The sequence below is a fragment of the Aeromonas sp. A04 genome (assembly GCF_047780465.1).
In the GTDB taxonomy this organism is placed as follows: domain Bacteria; phylum Pseudomonadota; class Gammaproteobacteria; order Enterobacterales; family Aeromonadaceae; genus Aeromonas; species Aeromonas bestiarum.
Map to the genome: position 1 here is coordinate 1 of NZ_JBLNHP010000014.1, position 17,198 is coordinate 17,198.

Genomic DNA, 17,198 nt, shown 5'->3' on the forward strand with positions numbered 1-17,198 from the left:
TGCAATAAAACTGCAAAAATCGGCACTTATTTAGTTATTCATAACCAACCACAGCTTTTGTACAAACTTATCCACAGAAACTGGCCCTGGATTGCTAGAATGGCCGAAAACAAGGAGGCCAAGATGGACTTGCGACTGAGACCTTACAAGGGAAAACACCCGCAACTGGGCAAACGGGTATATGTAGACCCCTGCGCTACCCTGGTGGGAGATATAGAGCTGGCCGACGATGCCAGCATCTGGCCCATGGTGGCGGCCCGGGGTGATGTGAACCACATACGCATCGGGGCTCGCAGCAATATTCAGGACGGCACTGTGCTGCACCTCACTCGCAAGAGTGCCGGCAATCCTGGCGGCTATCCGCTGTTGATCGGGGAAGATGTCACCGTCGGCCACAAGGCCATGCTGCACGGCTGCACCCTAGGCAATCGGGTGCTGGTCGGCATGGGGGCCATCATTCTGGATGGAGTGGTAGTAGAAGACGACGTGATGATAGGTGCCGGCAGTCTGGTGCCGCCGGGCAAGCGACTCGAAGCCGGCTTCCTCTATATGGGCAACCCGGTCAAACAGGCCCGGGCGCTCAAGCCTGCCGAGATCGCGTTTCTCAAGACCTCGGCCGACAACTATGTCCTGCTCAAGGACGAGTATCTGCAAGAGGCCTGATACACACTCTGTAAACAGGAAGCCCGGCGTGATGCCGGGCTTCTCTTCTTATATAGCTATCCATACAGCAACAGAGTGCAGAGCGTTAGTGGGCCTGATCCCAGTTATCGCCGGTTCCCGCCTCGACCAGCAGGGGCACATGCAGCTCGGCCGCCGCCGACATCTTCTCCTTGATGATGGCGACGTACTCCTCCAGCTTCTCTTCGCGGATCTCGAACACCAGTTCATCGTGTACCTGCATCAGCATGCGGATCGACTCATCCTCGATGCCGCGGATCCAGCCATCCACGTTGATCATGGCACGCTTGATGATGTCGGCAGCCGTCCCCTGCATGGGGGCGTTGATCGCGGCCCGCTCGGCGGCCTTGCGCAGACCGGCGTTGCGGGACTTGATATCCGGCAGATAGAGGCGACGGCCGAACAGGGTCTCGACATAGCCCTGCGCTTCCGCCTGCTGACGGGTGCGCTCCATGTATTCCAGCACGCCCGGGTAGCGTTCGAAGTAGAGATCCATGTACTTCTGCGCCTCGGCACGACCTATCCCCAGCTGTTTGGCCAGACCGAAGGCGCTCATGCCATAGATGAGGCCAAAGTTGATCGCCTTGGCGCTGCGGCGCATGTCGGTGGTAACCGCATCGAGCGCCACCCCGAACACCTCGGCAGCGGTTGCCTTGTGGATGTCCTTGCCCTCGGCAAACGCGGTCAGCAACCCCTTGTCACCGGAGAGGTGCGCCATGATGCGCAGCTCGATCTGGGAGTAGTCAGCCGCCACCAGCTTGTAACCGGCGCTAGGAATGAAGGCCTGGCGGATCCGGCGACCCTGCTCGTTGCGCACCGGGATGTTCTGCAAGTTGGGATCTGACGAAGACAAACGGCCGGTGGCCGCCACCGCCTGATGATAGGAGGTGTGTACCCGCCCGGTCTGGGGCTTGATCATCAGCGGCAGCTTGTCGGTATAGGTAGACTTGAGCTTGGCCAGCGTGCGGTGTTCCATCAGCAGGCGCGGCAGCTCGTAGGTCTCGGCCAGTTCGGCCAGCACCTCTTCCGCGGTGGACGGCGCTCCCTTGGGGGTCTTCTTGATGATCGGCAGCCCCAGCTTGGTGAAGAGGATCTCCCCCAGCTGCTTGGGTGAGGAGAGGTTGAACTCCTGCCCGGCCAGCTCGTGGGCCTGACGCTCCAGTTCGGCCAGACGCAGCTCTATCTCCTGGCTCTGCTGATGCAGCAGCTTGGGATCTATGGTGGTCCCGAGCAGCTCCATCCGCGCAAGTACCGGCAGCAACGGCAGCTCGATGTCGCTGAATACCTGGCACAGGCCAGGCACGGCCTCCAGCTGGCCCCACAGGGTCTGGTGCAAACGCAGGGTGATGTCGGCATCTTCCGCCGCATAGGGGGCGGCCTGCTCCAGCTCGATCTGGTTGAAGGTGAGCTGTTTCACCCCTTTGCCCGCGATATCTTCAAAGGAGGTGGTCTCGACCCCGAGGTAACGCTTGGCCAGCGAATCCATGTCGTGACGGCTGGCGGTGGAGTTGAGCACATAGGATTCGAGCATGGTGTCGTAGGCGATACCCTGCAGGTCGATGTCGTGGTTGAGCAGCACGTTGCGATCGTACTTGAGATTCTGCCCCACCTTGAGACGGGTCGGATCTTCCAGCAACGGCTTGAGCTTGCCCAGCACCACGGCTTCGGTCAACTGCACCGGTGCCCCCAGATAGTCGTGGCCAAAGGGCACATAGGCGGCCTTGCCCGCTTCGACGGCGAAGGAGACCCCGACGATGCGTGCCTCCATATAGTCGAGGCTAGTAGTTTCGGTATCAAAGGCGAACAGCGGCGCCGCCTGCAACTGCGCCAGCCAGTCGTCAAACTCGGCCTCGTCCAGAATGCAGCGGTAGTCGGTTTCGATGGCGGCAACGGGGGCAGCTGTGTCATCGCTCCCCTCTTCCGAACCGGCACCCTCTTCGCCACCGGACTCCAGCTCCTTGATCAGGTTGCGCAGCTCATATTCGCGATAGACGGCCAGCAGAGACTCCTTGTCGACCGGTTTGAGCAACAGCTGTTCCAGACTATGTTCCAGCTCGACATCGGTTTTGATGGTCGCCAGGAGATAAGAGAGGCGCACCTGCTCCTCCTGCTCGCGGAACTTGTCGGCGAACGCCTTGGAACCGCGGAAGCCGAGGGCCGCCACCTTGTCCAGATTGGCGGCGATCTCGTCTATGCTGCCGATCCCCTGCAACAGGGCCAGCGCCGTCTTCTCGCCGACGCCTGTCATGCCGGGGATGTTGTCGACCTTGTCACCCATCAGGGCCAGATAGTCGATGATGAGCTCCGGCGGCACGCCAAACTTCTCGATCACCCCTTCCCTGTCTGTCTTCACGTCTTTCATGGTATCGATCAGGGTGACGTGGTCTGAGACCAGCTGCGCCATGTCCTTGTCACCCGTGCTGATCAGCACAGGCAGCTGCTTCTCGGTCGCTTGGCGGGCGAGCGTGCCGATCACGTCGTCGGCCTCGACGCCTTCGACCATCAAGAAGGGGAAGCCCATCGCCTTGATCATCTGGTGGATGGGGGCGACCTGGCTGCGCAGATCGTCCGGCATGCTGGCACGGGTCGCCTTGTACTCGGGATAGATGTCGTCGCGGAAGGTCTTGCCCTTGGCGTCAAACACCACGGCCACATGGCAGTCAGGGTATTGCTTGCGCAGGCTGCGCATCATGTTGGCCATGACACGGACGGCGCCGCTCGGCAAACCGGTCGAAGTGCGCAGATCGGCCTGCTGGGAGGCGAAGAAGGCGCGGTAAAGATAAGAAGAGCCGTCGACCAGAATAAGGGGGTTGCTAGGGGCCATGAAATCGTCCTGCCAGAGATAAACAGCCGCTAGGATGCCACAGGGCCCCCCTCACACCAAGGGGGGCAGCAGCACCCTAAGCGGGCAGCCAAGGGGACTCAAGCTGTGGATAAGTCTGTGTTCAAAAATGGGACGCAGTATGAGCCACAGTGATAAAACTGTGCACAAAAAATATAAAATCCATATAAAACAATATGTTGAGATCGTAAAAACCGATCGTGAGACTGTTAGAATGATCTCGATCAATGTGGAAAAAGATTTAAGGGAGTAGGTACGGCAGGATCCAAAACGAAACAATCCTAGCACAGCGAGATGACTTGACCAGCGGATGGCGAGCGATAACCATACAAAAGTACAACAATCTATCCTGGCTCACATTTTCAACAACGAGGAGTTTGCCATGAAAAAAGTGGCCGTGATTTTGAGTGGCTGTGGCGTCTTCGACGGCGCCGAAATACATGAAGCCGTCATCAGCCTGCTGGCGCTGGCCCGCCATGGCGCCACCACCCAATGCTTCGCCCCGAACGTGGCGCAGCTCCATGTGGTCAACCACCTGACGGGTGACGTCAGCGAGGGGGAGAGCCGCAACGTGCTGGTCGAGGCGGCGCGCATCTGCCGCGGCCAGATCCGGGATGTGGCCGAACTGGATGCGGCCGATTATGACGCCCTGCTGGTGCCAGGTGGCTTTGGGGCGGCCAAGAACCTGTGCGACTTCGCCACCAAGGGCGCCGGGTGCCAGATCCAGCCGGATGTGCTGAAAGCGTGTCAAAGCTTTGCCAATGCCCGCAAGCCGGCAGCCTACATCTGCATCGCGCCGACCATGATCCCGCTCATCTACGGCGCCGGCACCCTGGCCACCATAGGCCATGACGAAGGCACAGCCAACGCCATAGAGGCCATGGGCGGCAGCCACCTCAACTGCCCGGTCAACGAGTTCGTGGTGGATCAGGAGCGCAAGGTGATCTCCACCCCCGCCTACATGCTGGCCAACAACATAGTCGAAGCGGCAGACGGCATCGAGAAGACGGTCAAACAGCTGCTGACCCTCTGATCCCCGACCCGCCACAAACAAACGGGCCGCTCATGGAGCGGCCCGTTTTCAATGTTGCCAACCGGCAGCGGACTAGATGGTTTCGCCCATCTGATCCATCTTGCCCAGCAGGGCGCGCAGACGTTCCTGCCAGGCAACGTGTTCGTTGCGCAGCTGATGGTTTTCGTCTTGCAGCTTGCCGTTTTGCTCTTTCAGCTCGTCCAGCTCCATCTTCAGCAGAGAGATGTTGTCGACGGCGGATTGTACTTTGGATTCGAGTTGCTCAAGGACTTCTAGTGACATATGCATACCTGTATGTTCAATTGCGATGCCCCACAGAGGGCGATTCAAGCGCGTGAAGCCAGCATACCCTGAGGGCATCGGCACAAACAAGCCAGTGCGCTGTAAAATGCGCCTTCCATAGATGTATTGCCTAAATATGCGTCTGTTTTTCTCGCATCCTGCGCCCGGACCGCGACAAGACCCTGACAACCGACAGACAACCCTTCGTCGAGGCAGGGACCACGGGCATGTCGTCGAACCCGGTTTCCAGATTATCCCGTCAGCCGCACAGCATGATTCAAGCCCCCGGCAACAGGCATCCAATCTCGAATCCATACCGCGCAGCCAGATTACCCCGTCAGCTGTGCAGCGTGATATAAGCCCCCAGCAACAGGCAGGCGACCCCGTACATCAACAGGCCATAGAGCAGGTTCCAGCGCAGGATCAAGCCGGCACTCAGGTTGTAGCGAGACGCCAGCGCCAGGTTGGAGCCGGAGAGCGGACTGGTGCCGGTCGCCAGCCCCCACCCCAGCAGAAAACACATGCCGAGCAGGCTGGGATCCGGCGCCAGCGGCCAGAGCAGCGGCGCCAGCCCGGAGATGCTGATGAGCGGATGCACGCCGACGATGGCCACCAGCAGGATCAGCAGCAGGGTCAGGGATGACTCCAGCCAGCCGAAATGGTTGAACAGCGGCAGCCCGTGCTCGCCCCCGAGTTCGAGCACCGACAGCGCACTGTTGATGCCGGCGGCCAGCAAACCGGCCCCCAGAAACAGCACCAGCTGACCGCCGATGGCGGGGAAACGCTCCACCACCTGCCGCTTGAGGGCGGCGCCTCGCCCGGCTCTGGGCATGAACAGCAGCGCCAGCAGCGGTGCCACCAGGGCGATCACCGCCAGAATACCGAGCGCTGGCCAGATCTGCTTGATCAGCAGCACCAGCAGCGCCAAGGTCACCGGCAGCCCCAGGGTCTGCAACCGCAGCGGGTAGCCGGCAAAGTCCTCGACCCCGAGTCGCTCCACCTGCCAGGCGGTCAGTCCCATCGCCAGCAGCGCGGCGACCACGCCAAACGGCAGTATGCTCGACAGTTGCAGACCTGGGGCATAGGTGAGCGCCACCGCCATGGCGACGAAGAAGGGGGACCAGAAGGCGGCGGCACAGAAGATCCGGCTCAACACCATCACCTGACGCCGCTCCAGGGTGCCGCCCCGCTCCAGCCGATCGCCGATGATGAACAGCACGGAGAGGTTGATGACGGCACCCAGCAGGTTGAGGCTGGCCATGGTGCTCCACAGCCCCTTGCGACCGGACCAGGAGGCAGTGCCCGTCAGCAGGCCCGACGTCGCCAGGTTGAGGGTGCTCACGGCGGCAAACATGGTGAGCATGTTGATGTTGGGCAGCAGCCAGTCGCCCGGGTTGAGGCTGGCTCCCCGCCACCAGGAGAAGATCAGCAGCAAGAGGGCAGCCCCGTACAGGGCCAGGGCCTGCCGTTTGGCCGCCCCCACCAGCCAGGGCCAGGTGAGCAAGGAAGCGGCCCAGGCGGCGATGGCCGCAGGCCAGGGGGAGAATCCCAGATAGAGGTGCAGCAGGTTGAGCAGCCACATCCCCAGGATCAGATAACCTGACCAGCGCTTGGCCATCGAATCGTCTCGGTCAGGGGATCAGAGGCACTGATCCATATCCAGCGAAGGCTTGTCGCACTCCGGGCGGCCCACTATCTTGGCCGGTACGCCAGCCACTGTGGTGTGCGGCGGCACCGGGTTGATCACCACGCTGCCGGCACCTATCTTGGCGCCCATCCCCACTTCGATATTGCCGAGCACCTTGGCGCCCGCCCCTATCATCACCCCTTCGCGGATCTTGGGGTGACGATCGCCGCTCTCCTTGCCGGTACCGCCCAGGGTCACGCTCTGCAAGATGGAGACATCGTCCTCGATCACCGCCGTCTCGCCGACCACTATGCCGGTGGCATGGTCAAACATGATGCCCTTGCCGATCCGCGCCGCCGGGTGCACATCGACCCCGAACACCACCGAGATCTGGTTTTGCAGGTAGAGCGCCAGCGAGCGACGCCCCTGGCGCCACAGCCAGTTGGCAACCCGATAGCCTTGCAGGGCATGAAAGCCCTTGAGGTAGAGCAGCGGGGTGGAGAAGAGATCGACCGCAGGGTCACGCTCCTGCACGGCGCAGATATCGGCCGCCACTGCCGCCAGCAACTCGGGCTCGCTGCGCAGGGCCAGCTCGATTACCTCGCGCAGGGCGATGGCAGGCATGGTGGCGCTGTCGAGCTTGTTGGCCAGCTGGAAGCTGAGGGCCGAGCGCAGGTTCTTGTGATTGAGAATGGTGGAATGAAAGAAGCTGGCCAGCATGGGCTCTTCGGTCACCATGCATGCCGCTTCTCGCTCAATTTTTTGCCAGGTTTTGGCAACCAGATCATCCATGTTGCAGCCTACTGTTGTTCTGATGGAGTGCCTTGCTGTTCCTTGTGCACCACAGAGATGGGGTCCATATGAATGATGACATCCATGCGCTCGAATTCCTGACGCACCGCCAGTTCGGCTTCATCGGCGATCTGATGGGCCTTGACCAGAGGAAGCTGATCGTCCAGCTCCAGATGCAACTGCACGAAGCGGGTCGGACCGGATTGACGGGTACGCAGATCATGCACCCCGTGGACACCTTCGACGTCACAGCAGAGAGCCATTATTCTCGCTTGTTCTTCGGCTGGCAACTGACGATCGAGCAGCGCCTGCACCGACTCATAGCCGATATGGATGGCGCCCCACAGCAGGAACAGGCCGATCAGGATGGCAAACAGGCCATCGGCCCAGAACCAGCCCCGCCCCGCCAGCACCAGCGCCAGCAGGACGCCGCCGTTGAGCAGCAGGTCGGAACGGTAGTGCAGCATGTCGGCCTTGATGGCCACGCTGTTGGTCTTGCGGATGACAAAGCCCTGGAAACTGACCAGCAGCAGGGTCAGCACTATGGAGCCGCCGCTGACCCAGAGACCCGCTTCGAGCCGCAGTATGGGCGCCTGGTTGAGCAGGGAGGAGATGCCGTGCATCACCAGCAGCAGGGCCGAGCCCGAAATAAACGCGGACTGGATGAGGCCCGCCAGCGACTCCGCCTTGCCGTGGCCGAAGCGGTGCTCGTCATCGGCCGGCGCCAGCGCATAGCGAATGGCCAGCAGGTTGATGATGGAGGCGCTGACATCCATGAAGGAGTCGGTGAGCGATGCCAGCAGACTCGATGAATCCGTCATGAGCCAGGCGATCAGCTTGCCGGTGATAAGCAGGGTAGCCGTGGTGACGGCGGCCATGCTGGCCAGCGTCACCCAGCGGGAATATTGTTGATGGCTCAAAACCGGCTTTCCTCTTGCGGTTAAAAATCTATTATACCCTGACCCCTGCGCCGGCTTGGCGCGAAAAATCAGCGGAATGACTTCAGATGCACAAAATACTCCTGGTCGACGACGATCTCGAGCTGACCCAGCTGCTCACCGAAATTCTGACTCTGGAAGGCTTCCAGGTCACAGTCGCCGAGGATGGCGAAGAGGGGTTGCTGCGACTGGCCGAGCAAGACTTCAACCTGGTGCTGCTGGACGTGATGATGCCCAGGCTCAACGGCTTCGCCATGCTGACCAGGCTGCGCAAGACCCACGACACCCCGGTGCTGATGCTGACTGCCCGTGGCGACAGCCAGGACAGGGTCAACGGGCTGGAAGCCGGGGCCGACGACTATCTCGCCAAACCATTTGATGACAGGGAGCTGCTGGCCCGGGTGCGCGCCATACTGCGCCGGACCCAGAGTGCCCAGCCCCAGCGCGGCGGTACCTCCGAAGAGCTTCGCTTCATGGATCTGGTGCTGCAACCCGGCCTGCAACAGGCCAGCAGCGGCGATCAGCTGCTGGAGCTCACCGCCACCGAGTTCGGGCTGCTGGAGTGCCTGCTGCGCAACCCGGGCCAGATCATCAGCAAGAGCCATCTCTCCGAGCAGGTGCTCGGCAAGAAGCTGGAGCCCTTCGATCGCGCCATCGACATGCACCTGAGCAACCTGCGCAAGAAGCTGCCGGAGCGCACCGATGGCCAGCCCCGCTTCAAGACGGTGCGCGGCCGCGGCTACCTGTGGCTGGAACAGGCATGAGCACGGCCCGCACCTTCAATGGCCTCTCCACCCAGATCTTCCTCTGGTTCTGGCTCATGCTGCTGGTGGTGCTGGCGGCCGTGGTGATACTGCCGACCCTGGATCCCCGCAACATCATCCCCTTGCCGGCGCACGAGATGACCCGGATGAACAACAACCTGAAGGCGTTGCAGAAGGGGGCGGATCCCGATCATGACTTCGATCTGGTGCAGGCCATAGACGCGGCGGGTCTGCTGCCGGTGGACAACATCTATCTGCGCGATGAGAAAGGCCAGATGCAGTCCACCACTCGCCTGAGCAAGTTCGTGGTCCGCTTCATGCTCGATTCGGACAACCCGGCCAAGCCCATGCTGGGCAGCGAGCACAAGCGGGCCATCGCCGGCCCCTTCCAGATGGAGCATCGCGGCCAGATCTATCACGTCTACTTCGGCCTGAATGTCGAAAACTCCTATCTGTTCCTGTTCATCCAGATCCTGGATCACCCGATCCAGATCCTGGGCATCGCCATGCTGGTCAGCACCCCGCTCTGCCTGCTGCTGGCCTGGCGTCTGACCCGCCCCATACTGCAGTTGCAGCGGTCTGTCTCCCAGCTGGCGGAGGGCAACCTGGAGATGCAGATCCCCAACCTGGGGCGGCGCGACGAGATCGGCCAGCTGGCGGATCACGTCAGCCACATGGTCGATACCCTCAAGAACATGATCCAGAAGCAGAAGCAGCTGTTGTCCGACATCTCCCACGAGCTGCGCAGCCCGCTTACCCGCATCCAGCTGGCGCAGGCGCTGATCCGGCGCAAGCAGGGGGACAGCAGCGAGCTGGCACGGATAGAGTCAGAGATAGGCCGGCTCGACAAGCTGATCGGCGATCTGCTCGACCTGTCGCGGGTGCAGCAACACGTGGAGGCGCCCGTGGTGATGCCGCTGGCGGAGCTGCTGGAGCCCATGCTGGACGACGCCATGTTCGAGGCGAACCAGAGCGGCAAGCAGCTGCGACTGCCCCCCCTGCCGACCGAGTCGATCCGGATGTGGCCCGAGCTGCTGGCGCGGGCGCTGGAGAATCCGCTGCGCAACGCGCTCAAGTACGCCCGCGAGTTCATCAAGGTGGACTGGTATCGGGAGGGACGGGAGTGGGTGATGACCATACGCGACGATGGCCCCGGCGTGCCTGTGGAGCAGCAGGCCCAGCTGTTCCTGCCCTTCTTTCGGGTGGATGATGCCCGCAACGCCAAGACAGGCGGCACCGGGCTGGGGCTGGCCATCGCCTCGGAGGCGATCCAGCGCCACGGCGGCACCATACGCGCCAGCAGCAACCAGCCAGCCGGGCTGACCATCACCATCCGCCTGCCCATCGGCTGAGTCGCCTCTTTTCATCCACCCGGGCGCTGGGTATGCTGGCGCCCCTTTCGCCCCAATCTCGGCCCCCATCAGGATCCCGCCATGCTCGACATAGTGCTCTACCAACCGGAAATCCCGCCCAATACCGGCAACATCATCCGTCTCTGCGCCAACACCGGCTACCGGCTGCACCTGATAGAGCCGCTGGGTTTCGAGTGGGATGACAAGCGGGTGAAGCGGGCCGGGCTCGATTATCACGAGTTTGCCGAGGTGAAGCGCTGGCCTGACTATGACGCCTTTCTGGCCGAGGTGGCGCCCAGGCGGGTATTCGCCTGCACCACCAAGGGAAGAACCGCCCATTCGGCCGTGCAGTTTGCCCCCGGCGACGCCATGCTGTTCGGCCCGGAGAGCCGTGGCCTGCCTGCGGATCTCATCGAGAGTCTGCCGTTCGAGCAGCGGCTGCGCATCCCCATGCTGCCCCAGAGCCGCAGCATGAACCTCGCCAATGCGGTGGCGGTATTCGTGTATGAGAGCTGGCGCCAGCTGGGCTATGAGGGATCCCTCTAGGCTCTTGGCCGCCACCGGGTGATGCCGTCCCTGTGATGGGCCAGCCCTCACAACAGGATCATGCCAGCCAGGCTATGACGGCTCACCCTCGGCCTGTTCCATGCCGTGGGGTGAGTGCAACAGGCGACCATCGCGCTCCAGTTGCCAGCACAGCCACCCCAGCGTCAGACCGCGCCCCGCCATCAGCGCCCCCATGGCGGCCCACAAGGCGGCCACGCCCCAGCCCTGACAGAGCCACCAGATGGGGAAGAAGCCGCACAGTACCGCCACCAGCATGCTGTTGCGCATCTCGCGGGCCCGGGTCGCGCCTATGAAGACCCCATCCAGCAGGAAACACCAGACCGCCAGCAAGGGCATGACGATCAGCCAGGGCAGCTGGCGATTCGCCTCGGCGATCACCGCCGGAATGTCGGTGATATGGGCGATGAGCCGGCTGCCACCCGCCGCAAACAGCAGACTGAAACCCATTGCTATGAATAACGCCCACCCCAGGTTCAGCACTATGGCCTCGCGCAGCCCCTGCCGATCCCGCCGGCCTATGGCGCGGCCCACCATGGCCTCCACCGCATAGGCAAAGCCGTCCAGCCCGTAGGAGATGAGCATCAGGAAGTTGAGCAGCACCGCATTGGCGGCCACCGCCACGTCACCCAGCCGCGCCCCCTGCAAGGTCATGAAGGCGAAACAGAGCTGCAGACAGAGGGAGCGGACGAAGATGTCCCGGTTCAGAGTGAGCAGTCTCAGCAAGGCCGGCCACTGGCGCCAGCGCTGCCAGGCCCCCTGCCACACCGCGGGCGAGAGGCGGCGCAGATGACGGCTCACCAGCCAGAGCCCGACCCCTAGGGCGCTGTAATCTGCCAGCAGCGAGGCGGCGGCCACTCCTTTCACCTGCCAGCCCAGCCCCAGCACGAACCAGGTATCCAGCGCCATGTTGACCAGGTTGGTGAAGATCAGCAGCAGCATGGGGCTGCGGGCATCCTGCATGCCCAGCAGCCAGCCCATGATCACCAGATTGCAGAGTGCCGCCGGCGCGCTCCAGATCCGTACCGACACATATTCGCCGGCATAGCCCTGCACCTCGGCAGAACCGCCACCGAGTGCAATGAGCGAAGGCAGGAAGGGCAGCAACAGCAGTAGCAGGGCCAGCCCCAGTCCGACGGCGAGGCCGAGCGCCCGCGCCAAGGTGTCGAGCTGGCTGTACGGGCTGCCGGCGCCATGGGCCTGGGCGGTCAACCCTGTGGTGGACATGCGCAGGAAACCCAGCAGCCAGAAGATGAGATTGATGAGGGTAGCCCCGACCGAGACGCCGCCGAGGAACCAGGCCTGACCGAGATGACCGATCACCCAGGTGTCCACCAGCCCCAGCAAGGGGGTGGTGATATTGGAGAGCACCATGGGCAAGGCCAGGGCAAATACGGCGCCATGGCGCCGGCCGTCTTTCAACCAGGGCGGGATCATCATGGCAACCGACGCTCGTCCGGCATCACTCGCCTTCCAGTCGCACGATTCTGGCGAAATCGGAGACCAGGGTCGCCATGACCACGTGCGGCACCTGCCCCTCGCTCATCTGGGGACGGAATACGGCCTCCAGCTTGCCTTCCGGGTTGATCAGCACTATGGAGGCGGAGTGGTCTATCAGGTACTCCTTCTCCCCCTGATCGGCGATGGAGTAGATGAGGCCCAGATTGCGTACAAACGGGAACAGCTTGTCATGGGAGCCGGTTGCCGCCTTGAACTCGGGGTGAAAGAAGGCGGTATAGGTCTTGAGGCGGGCCACGTCATCCCGCTGCGGATCCGCCGAGATGAACACCACCTGGCTCTCGGGTGCGATCTTCTTCAGCGCCGGGTAGACGGAGCGCAGATCCGCCAGCGTGGTCGGGCAGATATCCGGGCAGAAGGTATAACCGACAAACAGGAAGGTCCAGTGCCCCACCAGACTGGCCGGGACGAAGGGCTGACCGTCCTCGTCGGTGAAGGCAAACGGGTTGATGTCCCGCCCCGCCGGGTAGTAGTCGGCCTGCTCGGGCAGGGAGGGCTGGTTCCAGTAGAATGCGGCCATCATGCCCCCGACCAGCAGCAGAAACAGCAAGGGGTAACGCGGTTTAACCATAACAACAGACCCTTTCACTTCGACATGCCCGCAGACCGGGCCCGAATGGATGACCCATTGTAACCCAGCCAATCCCGGACCGGACCATCCCATCTACCGGATGCCGATTCGGCATCCAACTTCGGTCAGGGGGTGACGCTATGGGCAGGCGCCGGGCGAACAAGGCCAGAAAACAGCAGCCCCACCGTCAGGGTGGGGCTGTCAGCAGCACGCGGGGCTATCAGGGTTGCAGCCTGCGCCGCTCATGGGGGCGACGGGCCAGGGCGCGGAGCGGTATGACGGGGGCCGTCCAGGGAGCCTCCGCCTGTCCCCTGTCGTGATGGCTGTGAAACAGACGGACCAGGCGGACTATCTTGTCCTTGGGACAGCCCAGCCAGATGGTCCAGCAGGCGCCCTTGTGATGCACCCAGAGCGCATAGAAACGGGTCATCCGGTTGCCCTTGATGAACCGTGTGATGGAAGAAACGGGCGATGCCAGACCCGGATCCCATGGCGAGCTTGAAGCCATACCTGTCCTCCTTGACCAAGAGGTCACGCCGACCGGCATCGTCTGCTACCGCTAGGTGGCCAGATCCTGTGACTGCCGCGTGTCGACTGCGCGAGTGTGCCCTCATTACCCGGACGGTCGTTGCCGTCGGCGCCATGCTGGCCACCCTCCCTTCTTATCCCGCGATATCGCCTCTCTCTGTGGTGAGCCGGCCAAATGCCATTGCTGTCCAGCTCACATGAGGCTGTTGTCATGCATCCCTGCTGCCCCTGGGTTCCTGCGACGTGGGTAAAGAGCGTCTTGTCGAGCATTCGGGGGACAGTGCAACGAGTCCACTGCCTTACCAAATGATATATCTGAAATGAGTCACCTGCGGCCGTTCGCCGCAGACAAAATGGCGGGTATCAGGATCTGATTGAAATCATGGGGAAAGGAACACAAAAACGACACGGCCTCCCGCAGGAGGCCGTGTCGTGGCGAGGGTGATTACATCCAGTCGGCGTTGCGGATCACGCCGACGGCCAGCCCTTCTATGGTGAGCTGCTGGCTGGAGAGATCCACCGCTATGGGCTCCAGATCCTCGTTTTCCGGCAGCAGCCACACCTGGCTGCCCTTGCGCTGGAAGCGCTTGACGGTGACATCCTCATCGAGGCGCGCCACCACCACCTGGCCGTTGCGCACCTCCTGGGTCTTGTGGACCGCCAGCAGGTCGCCATCCAGAATGCCGATGTTCTTCATGCTCATGCCCTGCACCCGCAGCAAAAAATCCGCCCGGGGGTGGAAGAGGGCAGGATCCACCTGGTAGTGGCTCTCGATGTGCTCCTGCGCCAGGATAGGTTCACCGGCCGCGACCTTGCCGATCAGGGGCAGGCCTGTCTCTTCCAGCACCTCTTCCTCTTCGATCAGCAGACGGATGCCGCGGGAAGTCCCCGGCATGATCTCGATGACCCCTTTCTTGGCCAGGGCCTTCAGATGTTCCTCGGCCGCATTGGCCGACTTGAAACCAAGCTTCTGGGCAATCTCGGCGCGAGTCGGCGGCATGCCGGTCTCGCTCATGTTCACCTTGATCAGCTCCAGCACTTCGGCCTGGCGGGGGGTAAGAGGTTTCATAACATTGTCACCTGTCTTTTTATACAGCACACTGGCAGTATATACAGTGCTGTGGCCAAGGCAAGGCACAGCTGACATTTGTCATGGCCTGGCGCTCATTTACCGTTGTTTTGATCCTGCGCAGCCGACTCATCGTACCTCTCGGCGACAAGGCGCCGGTGATTTGCTATGCTCACGCCGCATTTTTTCGGAGAGCAGACACACATGTCCCTTGGACAGAAGATTTCCAGAGCCATCTTGCAATGGCCGGTCAGTGGCTTGGTCAATCACAAGAGCCTGCCGGAAAATCCCATCACCGAGCTCAAGCTGGATCCGGCCAGACCCATAGTCTATGCCCTGAAAACCAGCTCGATCACCGACCTGATGACGCTGCAACAGTGCTGCGAGGATCTCGGCCTGCCCGGCCCCTTCACGCCGCTGGAGCTGAACGGCCAGTTGCTGCCGCGCTACGTCTGTCTGGACCGTCCGCCTCCCCTGTTTGGCAAGCGCAGCAAGCCGCTGCCCTTCCTGCAGGAGTTCCACCAGCTGCTGGATCTGCACAAACAGGATCCGGCGCTGGATATCCAGGTGGTGCCCGTCACCCTGTTCTGGGGCCGCGCCCCCGGCCGGGAAGGCGAGGAAGCCTCCGGCTGGAACATCATCAGCAGCCTGGCACCGAACCGCCTCAAGAAGGCGCTGATCGTGATCCTTAAGGGTCGCGAGAATCTGGTGCGCTTCTCCCCGCCGCTCTCCCTGCGTCACATGGCCGACAAGCACGGCACCGACGAGGCGATCGCCCACAAGCTGGCGCGGGTGGCACGCACCCACTTCAGTCGCCAGCAGCTGGCTGCCACCGGCCCCAAACTGCCGAACCGCAACCTGCTGTTCAGGCAGCTGCTGGATTCGAGCGTGATCCAGCAGGCGATCGAGGAAGAGGCGCAGCGCGACGGCATCAGCCTGGAGAAGGCGCAGAAACGCGCCCACGGCTACATGGACGAGATTGCCTCCGACTTCTCCTACCGGCTGATCCGGCTCGGCGAGAGCTTCCTCGGCTGGCTGTGGAACAAGCTCTACCGTGGCCTCTCGGTCAACGGCGCCGAGAAGGTGCGTCAGCTGGCCCAGGAAGGGCACGAGATCGTCTATGTACCCTGCCATCGCAGCCACATGGACTACCTGCTGCTCTCCTACGTCATCTACCACCAGGGCATGGTGCCGCCCCATATAGCGGCGGGCATCAACCTCAACTTCTGGCCAGCGGGCCCGCTCTTTCGTCACGGCGGCGCCTTCTTCATCCGCCGCACCTTCAAGGGCAATCCGCTCTACAGCACCGTCTTTCGTGAATACCTGAACCTGCTGTTTGCCAAGGGCTACTCGGTGGAGTTCTTCACCGAAGGGGGCCGCTCCCGTACCGGCCGCCTGCTGCCACCCAAGACCGGCATGCTGGCCATGACACTGCAGGCTATGATGCGCGGGCTGGACAGACCGGTGACCCTGGTGCCCGTCTATCTGGGTTACGAGCACGTGATGGAGGTGAACACCTACCACAACGAGCTCAAGGGCAGCCGCAAGGAGAAGGAGAGCTTCCTGCAGGTGCTCGGCATACTGCGCAAGCTGCGCAACTATGGCCGGGGCTTCGTCAACTTCGGCGAGCCGCTGACCCTCAACAGCTACCTCAATGAACATGTGCCGGCCTGGAAGGCCGACATAGGCCAGGAGGAGCGCCCCGAGTGGATGGCGCCCACCGTCAACCAGCTGGCCGAGCTGCTGATGACCCGCATCAACGGGGCCGCCGCCGTCAACGGTCTGACCCTGAGCGCGCTGGCGCTGCTGGCCGCCGAGCGCCACGCCCTGACCCGGGACGAGCTGCAGGCCCAGCTCAACACCTATCTGGATCTGCTCAAGCAGGTGCCCTACAGCCCGCAGAGCACAATCCCGGATGAGGATGCCAAGACACTGCTGGATCAGGCGATGGAGCTCAACAAGTTCGAGGTGAGCGAGGACAAGCTGGGCCAGATCATCAGCCTGGACCGCTATCAGGCGATCCTGCTGACCTACTACCGCAACAACATACTCCATCTGTTCGCCCTGCCCTCCCTGGTGGCGGCGCTGATCGAGCGTTGCGAGGGGATCTCCCGCGGCGAGATAGTCGCCCGTTGCGTCGACATCTACCCGCTGCTCAAGACGGAACTGTTCCTGCGCTACGAAGAGGATGAGCTGCCGGAGCTGGTCGATGCCCTGCTGGCCGAGCTGCAACGCCAGCAACTGGTCGAGGCGCGCGATGGCGGCCATTGGGTCAATCCGGGCAACCAGATGCGCCTGCTGCTGCTGGCCGAGAGCATTCAGGAGACGCTGCAACGCTACGCCATAGTGCTGACCCGGGTGCTGGCCCAGCCCCATGTCGAGGCGGAGCAGCTGGAGGCGGACGGCCTGATGATGGCGGAGCGCCTCGGCACTCTGCACGGCATCAACGCCCCCGAGTTCTTCGACCAGAAGCTGTTCAGCACCCTGATCCACACCCTGCGCAAGGAGGGCTACCTCTCCCCCGAGTGCAAACCGGATCTGGGCCGCTTCCAGGCGCTGGCCGACAACATAGTGCCGCTGCTGAGCAACAAGATCCGCCGCACCATACAGGCGGGCAACCGGCTCTGACCTCAAGAA

General features: G+C 62.4%; 15 protein-coding genes. 6 read left to right on the forward strand and 9 right to left on the reverse strand.

Going from position 1 to position 17,198, the window contains the following annotated elements; all coding sequences use genetic code 11:
- The first annotated feature begins 123 nt into the window (after window positions 1-123).
- Complete coding sequence (locus tag ACM3N8_RS21605; protein ID WP_290019824.1) at window positions 124-663, forward strand: gamma carbonic anhydrase family protein; 540 nt, start codon at window positions 124-126, stop codon at window positions 661-663.
- Between the two features lie 85 nt (window positions 664-748).
- On the opposite strand, the gene polA is transcribed toward ACM3N8_RS21605, so the two are convergent.
- On the reverse strand, window positions 749-3,505 hold the full coding sequence (gene polA, locus ACM3N8_RS21610; protein ID WP_290019823.1) for a DNA polymerase I: 2,757 nt from the start codon (window positions 3,503-3,505) through the stop codon (window positions 749-751).
- A 400-nt stretch (window positions 3,506-3,905) separates the two neighbouring features.
- On the opposite strand from polA, the gene elbB reads away from it, so the two are divergent.
- Window positions 3,906-4,556 carry an isoprenoid biosynthesis glyoxalase ElbB gene (gene elbB / locus ACM3N8_RS21615; protein WP_416016579.1) on the forward strand — a complete coding sequence of 217 codons (651 nt, stop codon included), beginning with the start codon at window positions 3,906-3,908 and terminating at the stop codon, window positions 4,554-4,556.
- A gap of 72 nt (window positions 4,557-4,628) precedes the next feature.
- On the opposite strand, the gene ACM3N8_RS21620 is transcribed toward elbB, so the two are convergent.
- From ACM3N8_RS21620 to ACM3N8_RS21635, 4 genes are all read right to left on the reverse strand, one after another.
- Entirely contained in the window at window positions 4,629-4,838 is a 210-nt protein-coding gene (locus ACM3N8_RS21620) for a cell division protein ZapB (RefSeq protein WP_042037447.1), read from the reverse strand.
- A 337-nt stretch (window positions 4,839-5,175) separates the two neighbouring features.
- Window positions 5,176-6,456: a hypothetical protein gene (locus ACM3N8_RS21625; protein ID WP_290066519.1), complete on the reverse strand. Its 1,281-nt coding sequence runs from the start codon at window positions 6,454-6,456 to the stop codon at window positions 5,176-5,178.
- Between the two features lie 21 nt (window positions 6,457-6,477).
- Window positions 6,478-7,257, reverse strand: coding sequence for a serine O-acetyltransferase (gene cysE / locus ACM3N8_RS21630; RefSeq protein WP_042868480.1), 780 nt, complete (start codon window positions 7,255-7,257; stop codon window positions 6,478-6,480).
- A gap of 8 nt (window positions 7,258-7,265) precedes the next feature.
- Entirely contained in the window at window positions 7,266-8,177 is a 912-nt protein-coding gene (locus ACM3N8_RS21635; RefSeq protein WP_043139544.1) for a cation diffusion facilitator family transporter, read from the reverse strand.
- An 86-nt stretch (window positions 8,178-8,263) separates the two neighbouring features.
- Here ACM3N8_RS21635 and ACM3N8_RS21640 point away from each other — a divergent pair, with 86 nt between their 5' ends.
- The 3 genes from ACM3N8_RS21640 (at window position 8,264) to trmL (ending at window position 10,857) form a co-directional block, all read left to right on the forward strand.
- Window positions 8,264-8,959: a response regulator gene (locus tag ACM3N8_RS21640; protein WP_043139547.1), complete on the forward strand. Its 696-nt coding sequence runs from the start codon at window positions 8,264-8,266 to the stop codon at window positions 8,957-8,959.
- Entirely contained in the window at window positions 8,956-10,311 is a 1,356-nt protein-coding gene (locus ACM3N8_RS21645; protein WP_043139550.1) for an ATP-binding protein, read from the forward strand. Before ACM3N8_RS21640 ends, ACM3N8_RS21645 begins: the two co-directional genes overlap by 4 nt.
- 81 nt (window positions 10,312-10,392) lie before the next feature.
- Window positions 10,393-10,857: a tRNA (uridine(34)/cytosine(34)/5-carboxymethylaminomethyluridine(34)-2'-O)-methyltransferase TrmL gene (gene trmL, locus ACM3N8_RS21650; RefSeq protein WP_043139552.1), complete on the forward strand. Its 465-nt coding sequence runs from the start codon at window positions 10,393-10,395 to the stop codon at window positions 10,855-10,857.
- Window positions 10,858-10,929: 72 nt separating this feature from the next.
- Here the strand turns inward: trmL and ACM3N8_RS21655 are convergent, their stop codons facing one another.
- The 4 genes from ACM3N8_RS21655 to lexA all read right to left on the reverse strand — a co-directional run bounded on the left by ACM3N8_RS21655 (window position 10,930) and on the right by lexA (window position 14,561).
- Window positions 10,930-12,315, reverse strand: a complete 1,386-nt coding sequence (locus ACM3N8_RS21655) for an MATE family efflux transporter (protein WP_416016580.1) — start codon at window positions 12,313-12,315, stop codon at window positions 10,930-10,932.
- A gap of 22 nt (window positions 12,316-12,337) precedes the next feature.
- A complete protein-coding gene (locus tag ACM3N8_RS21660) occupies window positions 12,338-12,964 on the reverse strand; it encodes an SCO family protein (protein WP_043139555.1) in 627 nt (208 codons plus the stop codon).
- Between the two features lie 220 nt (window positions 12,965-13,184).
- Window positions 13,185-13,472, reverse strand: a complete 288-nt coding sequence (locus tag ACM3N8_RS21665; RefSeq protein ID WP_043139557.1) for a hypothetical protein — start codon at window positions 13,470-13,472, stop codon at window positions 13,185-13,187.
- 465 nt (window positions 13,473-13,937) lie between these two features.
- Window positions 13,938-14,561, reverse strand: coding sequence for a transcriptional repressor LexA (lexA, locus tag ACM3N8_RS21670; RefSeq protein ID WP_042873420.1), 624 nt, complete (start codon window positions 14,559-14,561; stop codon window positions 13,938-13,940).
- 204 nt (window positions 14,562-14,765) lie between these two features.
- Between lexA and plsB the strand changes: the two genes are divergently transcribed.
- Window positions 14,766-17,189, forward strand: a complete 2,424-nt coding sequence (gene plsB, locus ACM3N8_RS21675) for a glycerol-3-phosphate 1-O-acyltransferase PlsB (protein ID WP_098981085.1) — start codon at window positions 14,766-14,768, stop codon at window positions 17,187-17,189.
- Window positions 17,190-17,198: the final 9 nt, after the last annotated feature.

Bases quoted from the DNA above. Each gene is read 5' to 3' on its own strand.
- ACM3N8_RS21605 (WP_290019824.1), top strand. From the start codon at position 124: ATGGACTTGCGACTGAGACCTTACAAGGGAAAACACCCGCAACTGGGC.
- polA (WP_290019823.1), bottom strand. From the start codon at position 3,505: ATGGCCCCTAGCAACCCCCTTATTCTGGTCGACGGCTCTTCTTATCTT.
- elbB (WP_416016579.1), top strand. From the start codon at position 3,906: ATGAAAAAAGTGGCCGTGATTTTGAGTGGCTGTGGCGTCTTCGACGGC.
- ACM3N8_RS21620 (WP_042037447.1), bottom strand. From the start codon at position 4,838: ATGTCACTAGAAGTCCTTGAGCAACTCGAATCCAAAGTACAATCCGCC.
- ACM3N8_RS21625 (WP_290066519.1), bottom strand. From the start codon at position 6,456: ATGGCCAAGCGCTGGTCAGGTTATCTGATCCTGGGGATGTGGCTGCTC.
- cysE (WP_042868480.1), bottom strand. From the start codon at position 7,257: ATGGATGATCTGGTTGCCAAAACCTGGCAAAAAATTGAGCGAGAAGCG.
- ACM3N8_RS21640 (WP_043139547.1), top strand. From the start codon at position 8,264: ATGCACAAAATACTCCTGGTCGACGACGATCTCGAGCTGACCCAGCTG.
- ACM3N8_RS21645 (WP_043139550.1), top strand. From the start codon at position 8,956: ATGAGCACGGCCCGCACCTTCAATGGCCTCTCCACCCAGATCTTCCTC.
- trmL (WP_043139552.1), top strand. From the start codon at position 10,393: ATGCTCGACATAGTGCTCTACCAACCGGAAATCCCGCCCAATACCGGC.
- ACM3N8_RS21655 (WP_416016580.1), bottom strand. From the start codon at position 12,315: ATGATGATCCCGCCCTGGTTGAAAGACGGCCGGCGCCATGGCGCCGTA.
- ACM3N8_RS21660 (WP_043139555.1), bottom strand. From the start codon at position 12,964: ATGGTTAAACCGCGTTACCCCTTGCTGTTTCTGCTGCTGGTCGGGGGC.
- ACM3N8_RS21665 (WP_043139557.1), bottom strand. From the start codon at position 13,472: ATGGCTTCAAGCTCGCCATGGGATCCGGGTCTGGCATCGCCCGTTTCT.
- lexA (WP_042873420.1), bottom strand. From the start codon at position 14,561: ATGAAACCTCTTACCCCCCGCCAGGCCGAAGTGCTGGAGCTGATCAAG.
- plsB (WP_098981085.1), top strand. From the start codon at position 14,766: ATGTCCCTTGGACAGAAGATTTCCAGAGCCATCTTGCAATGGCCGGTC.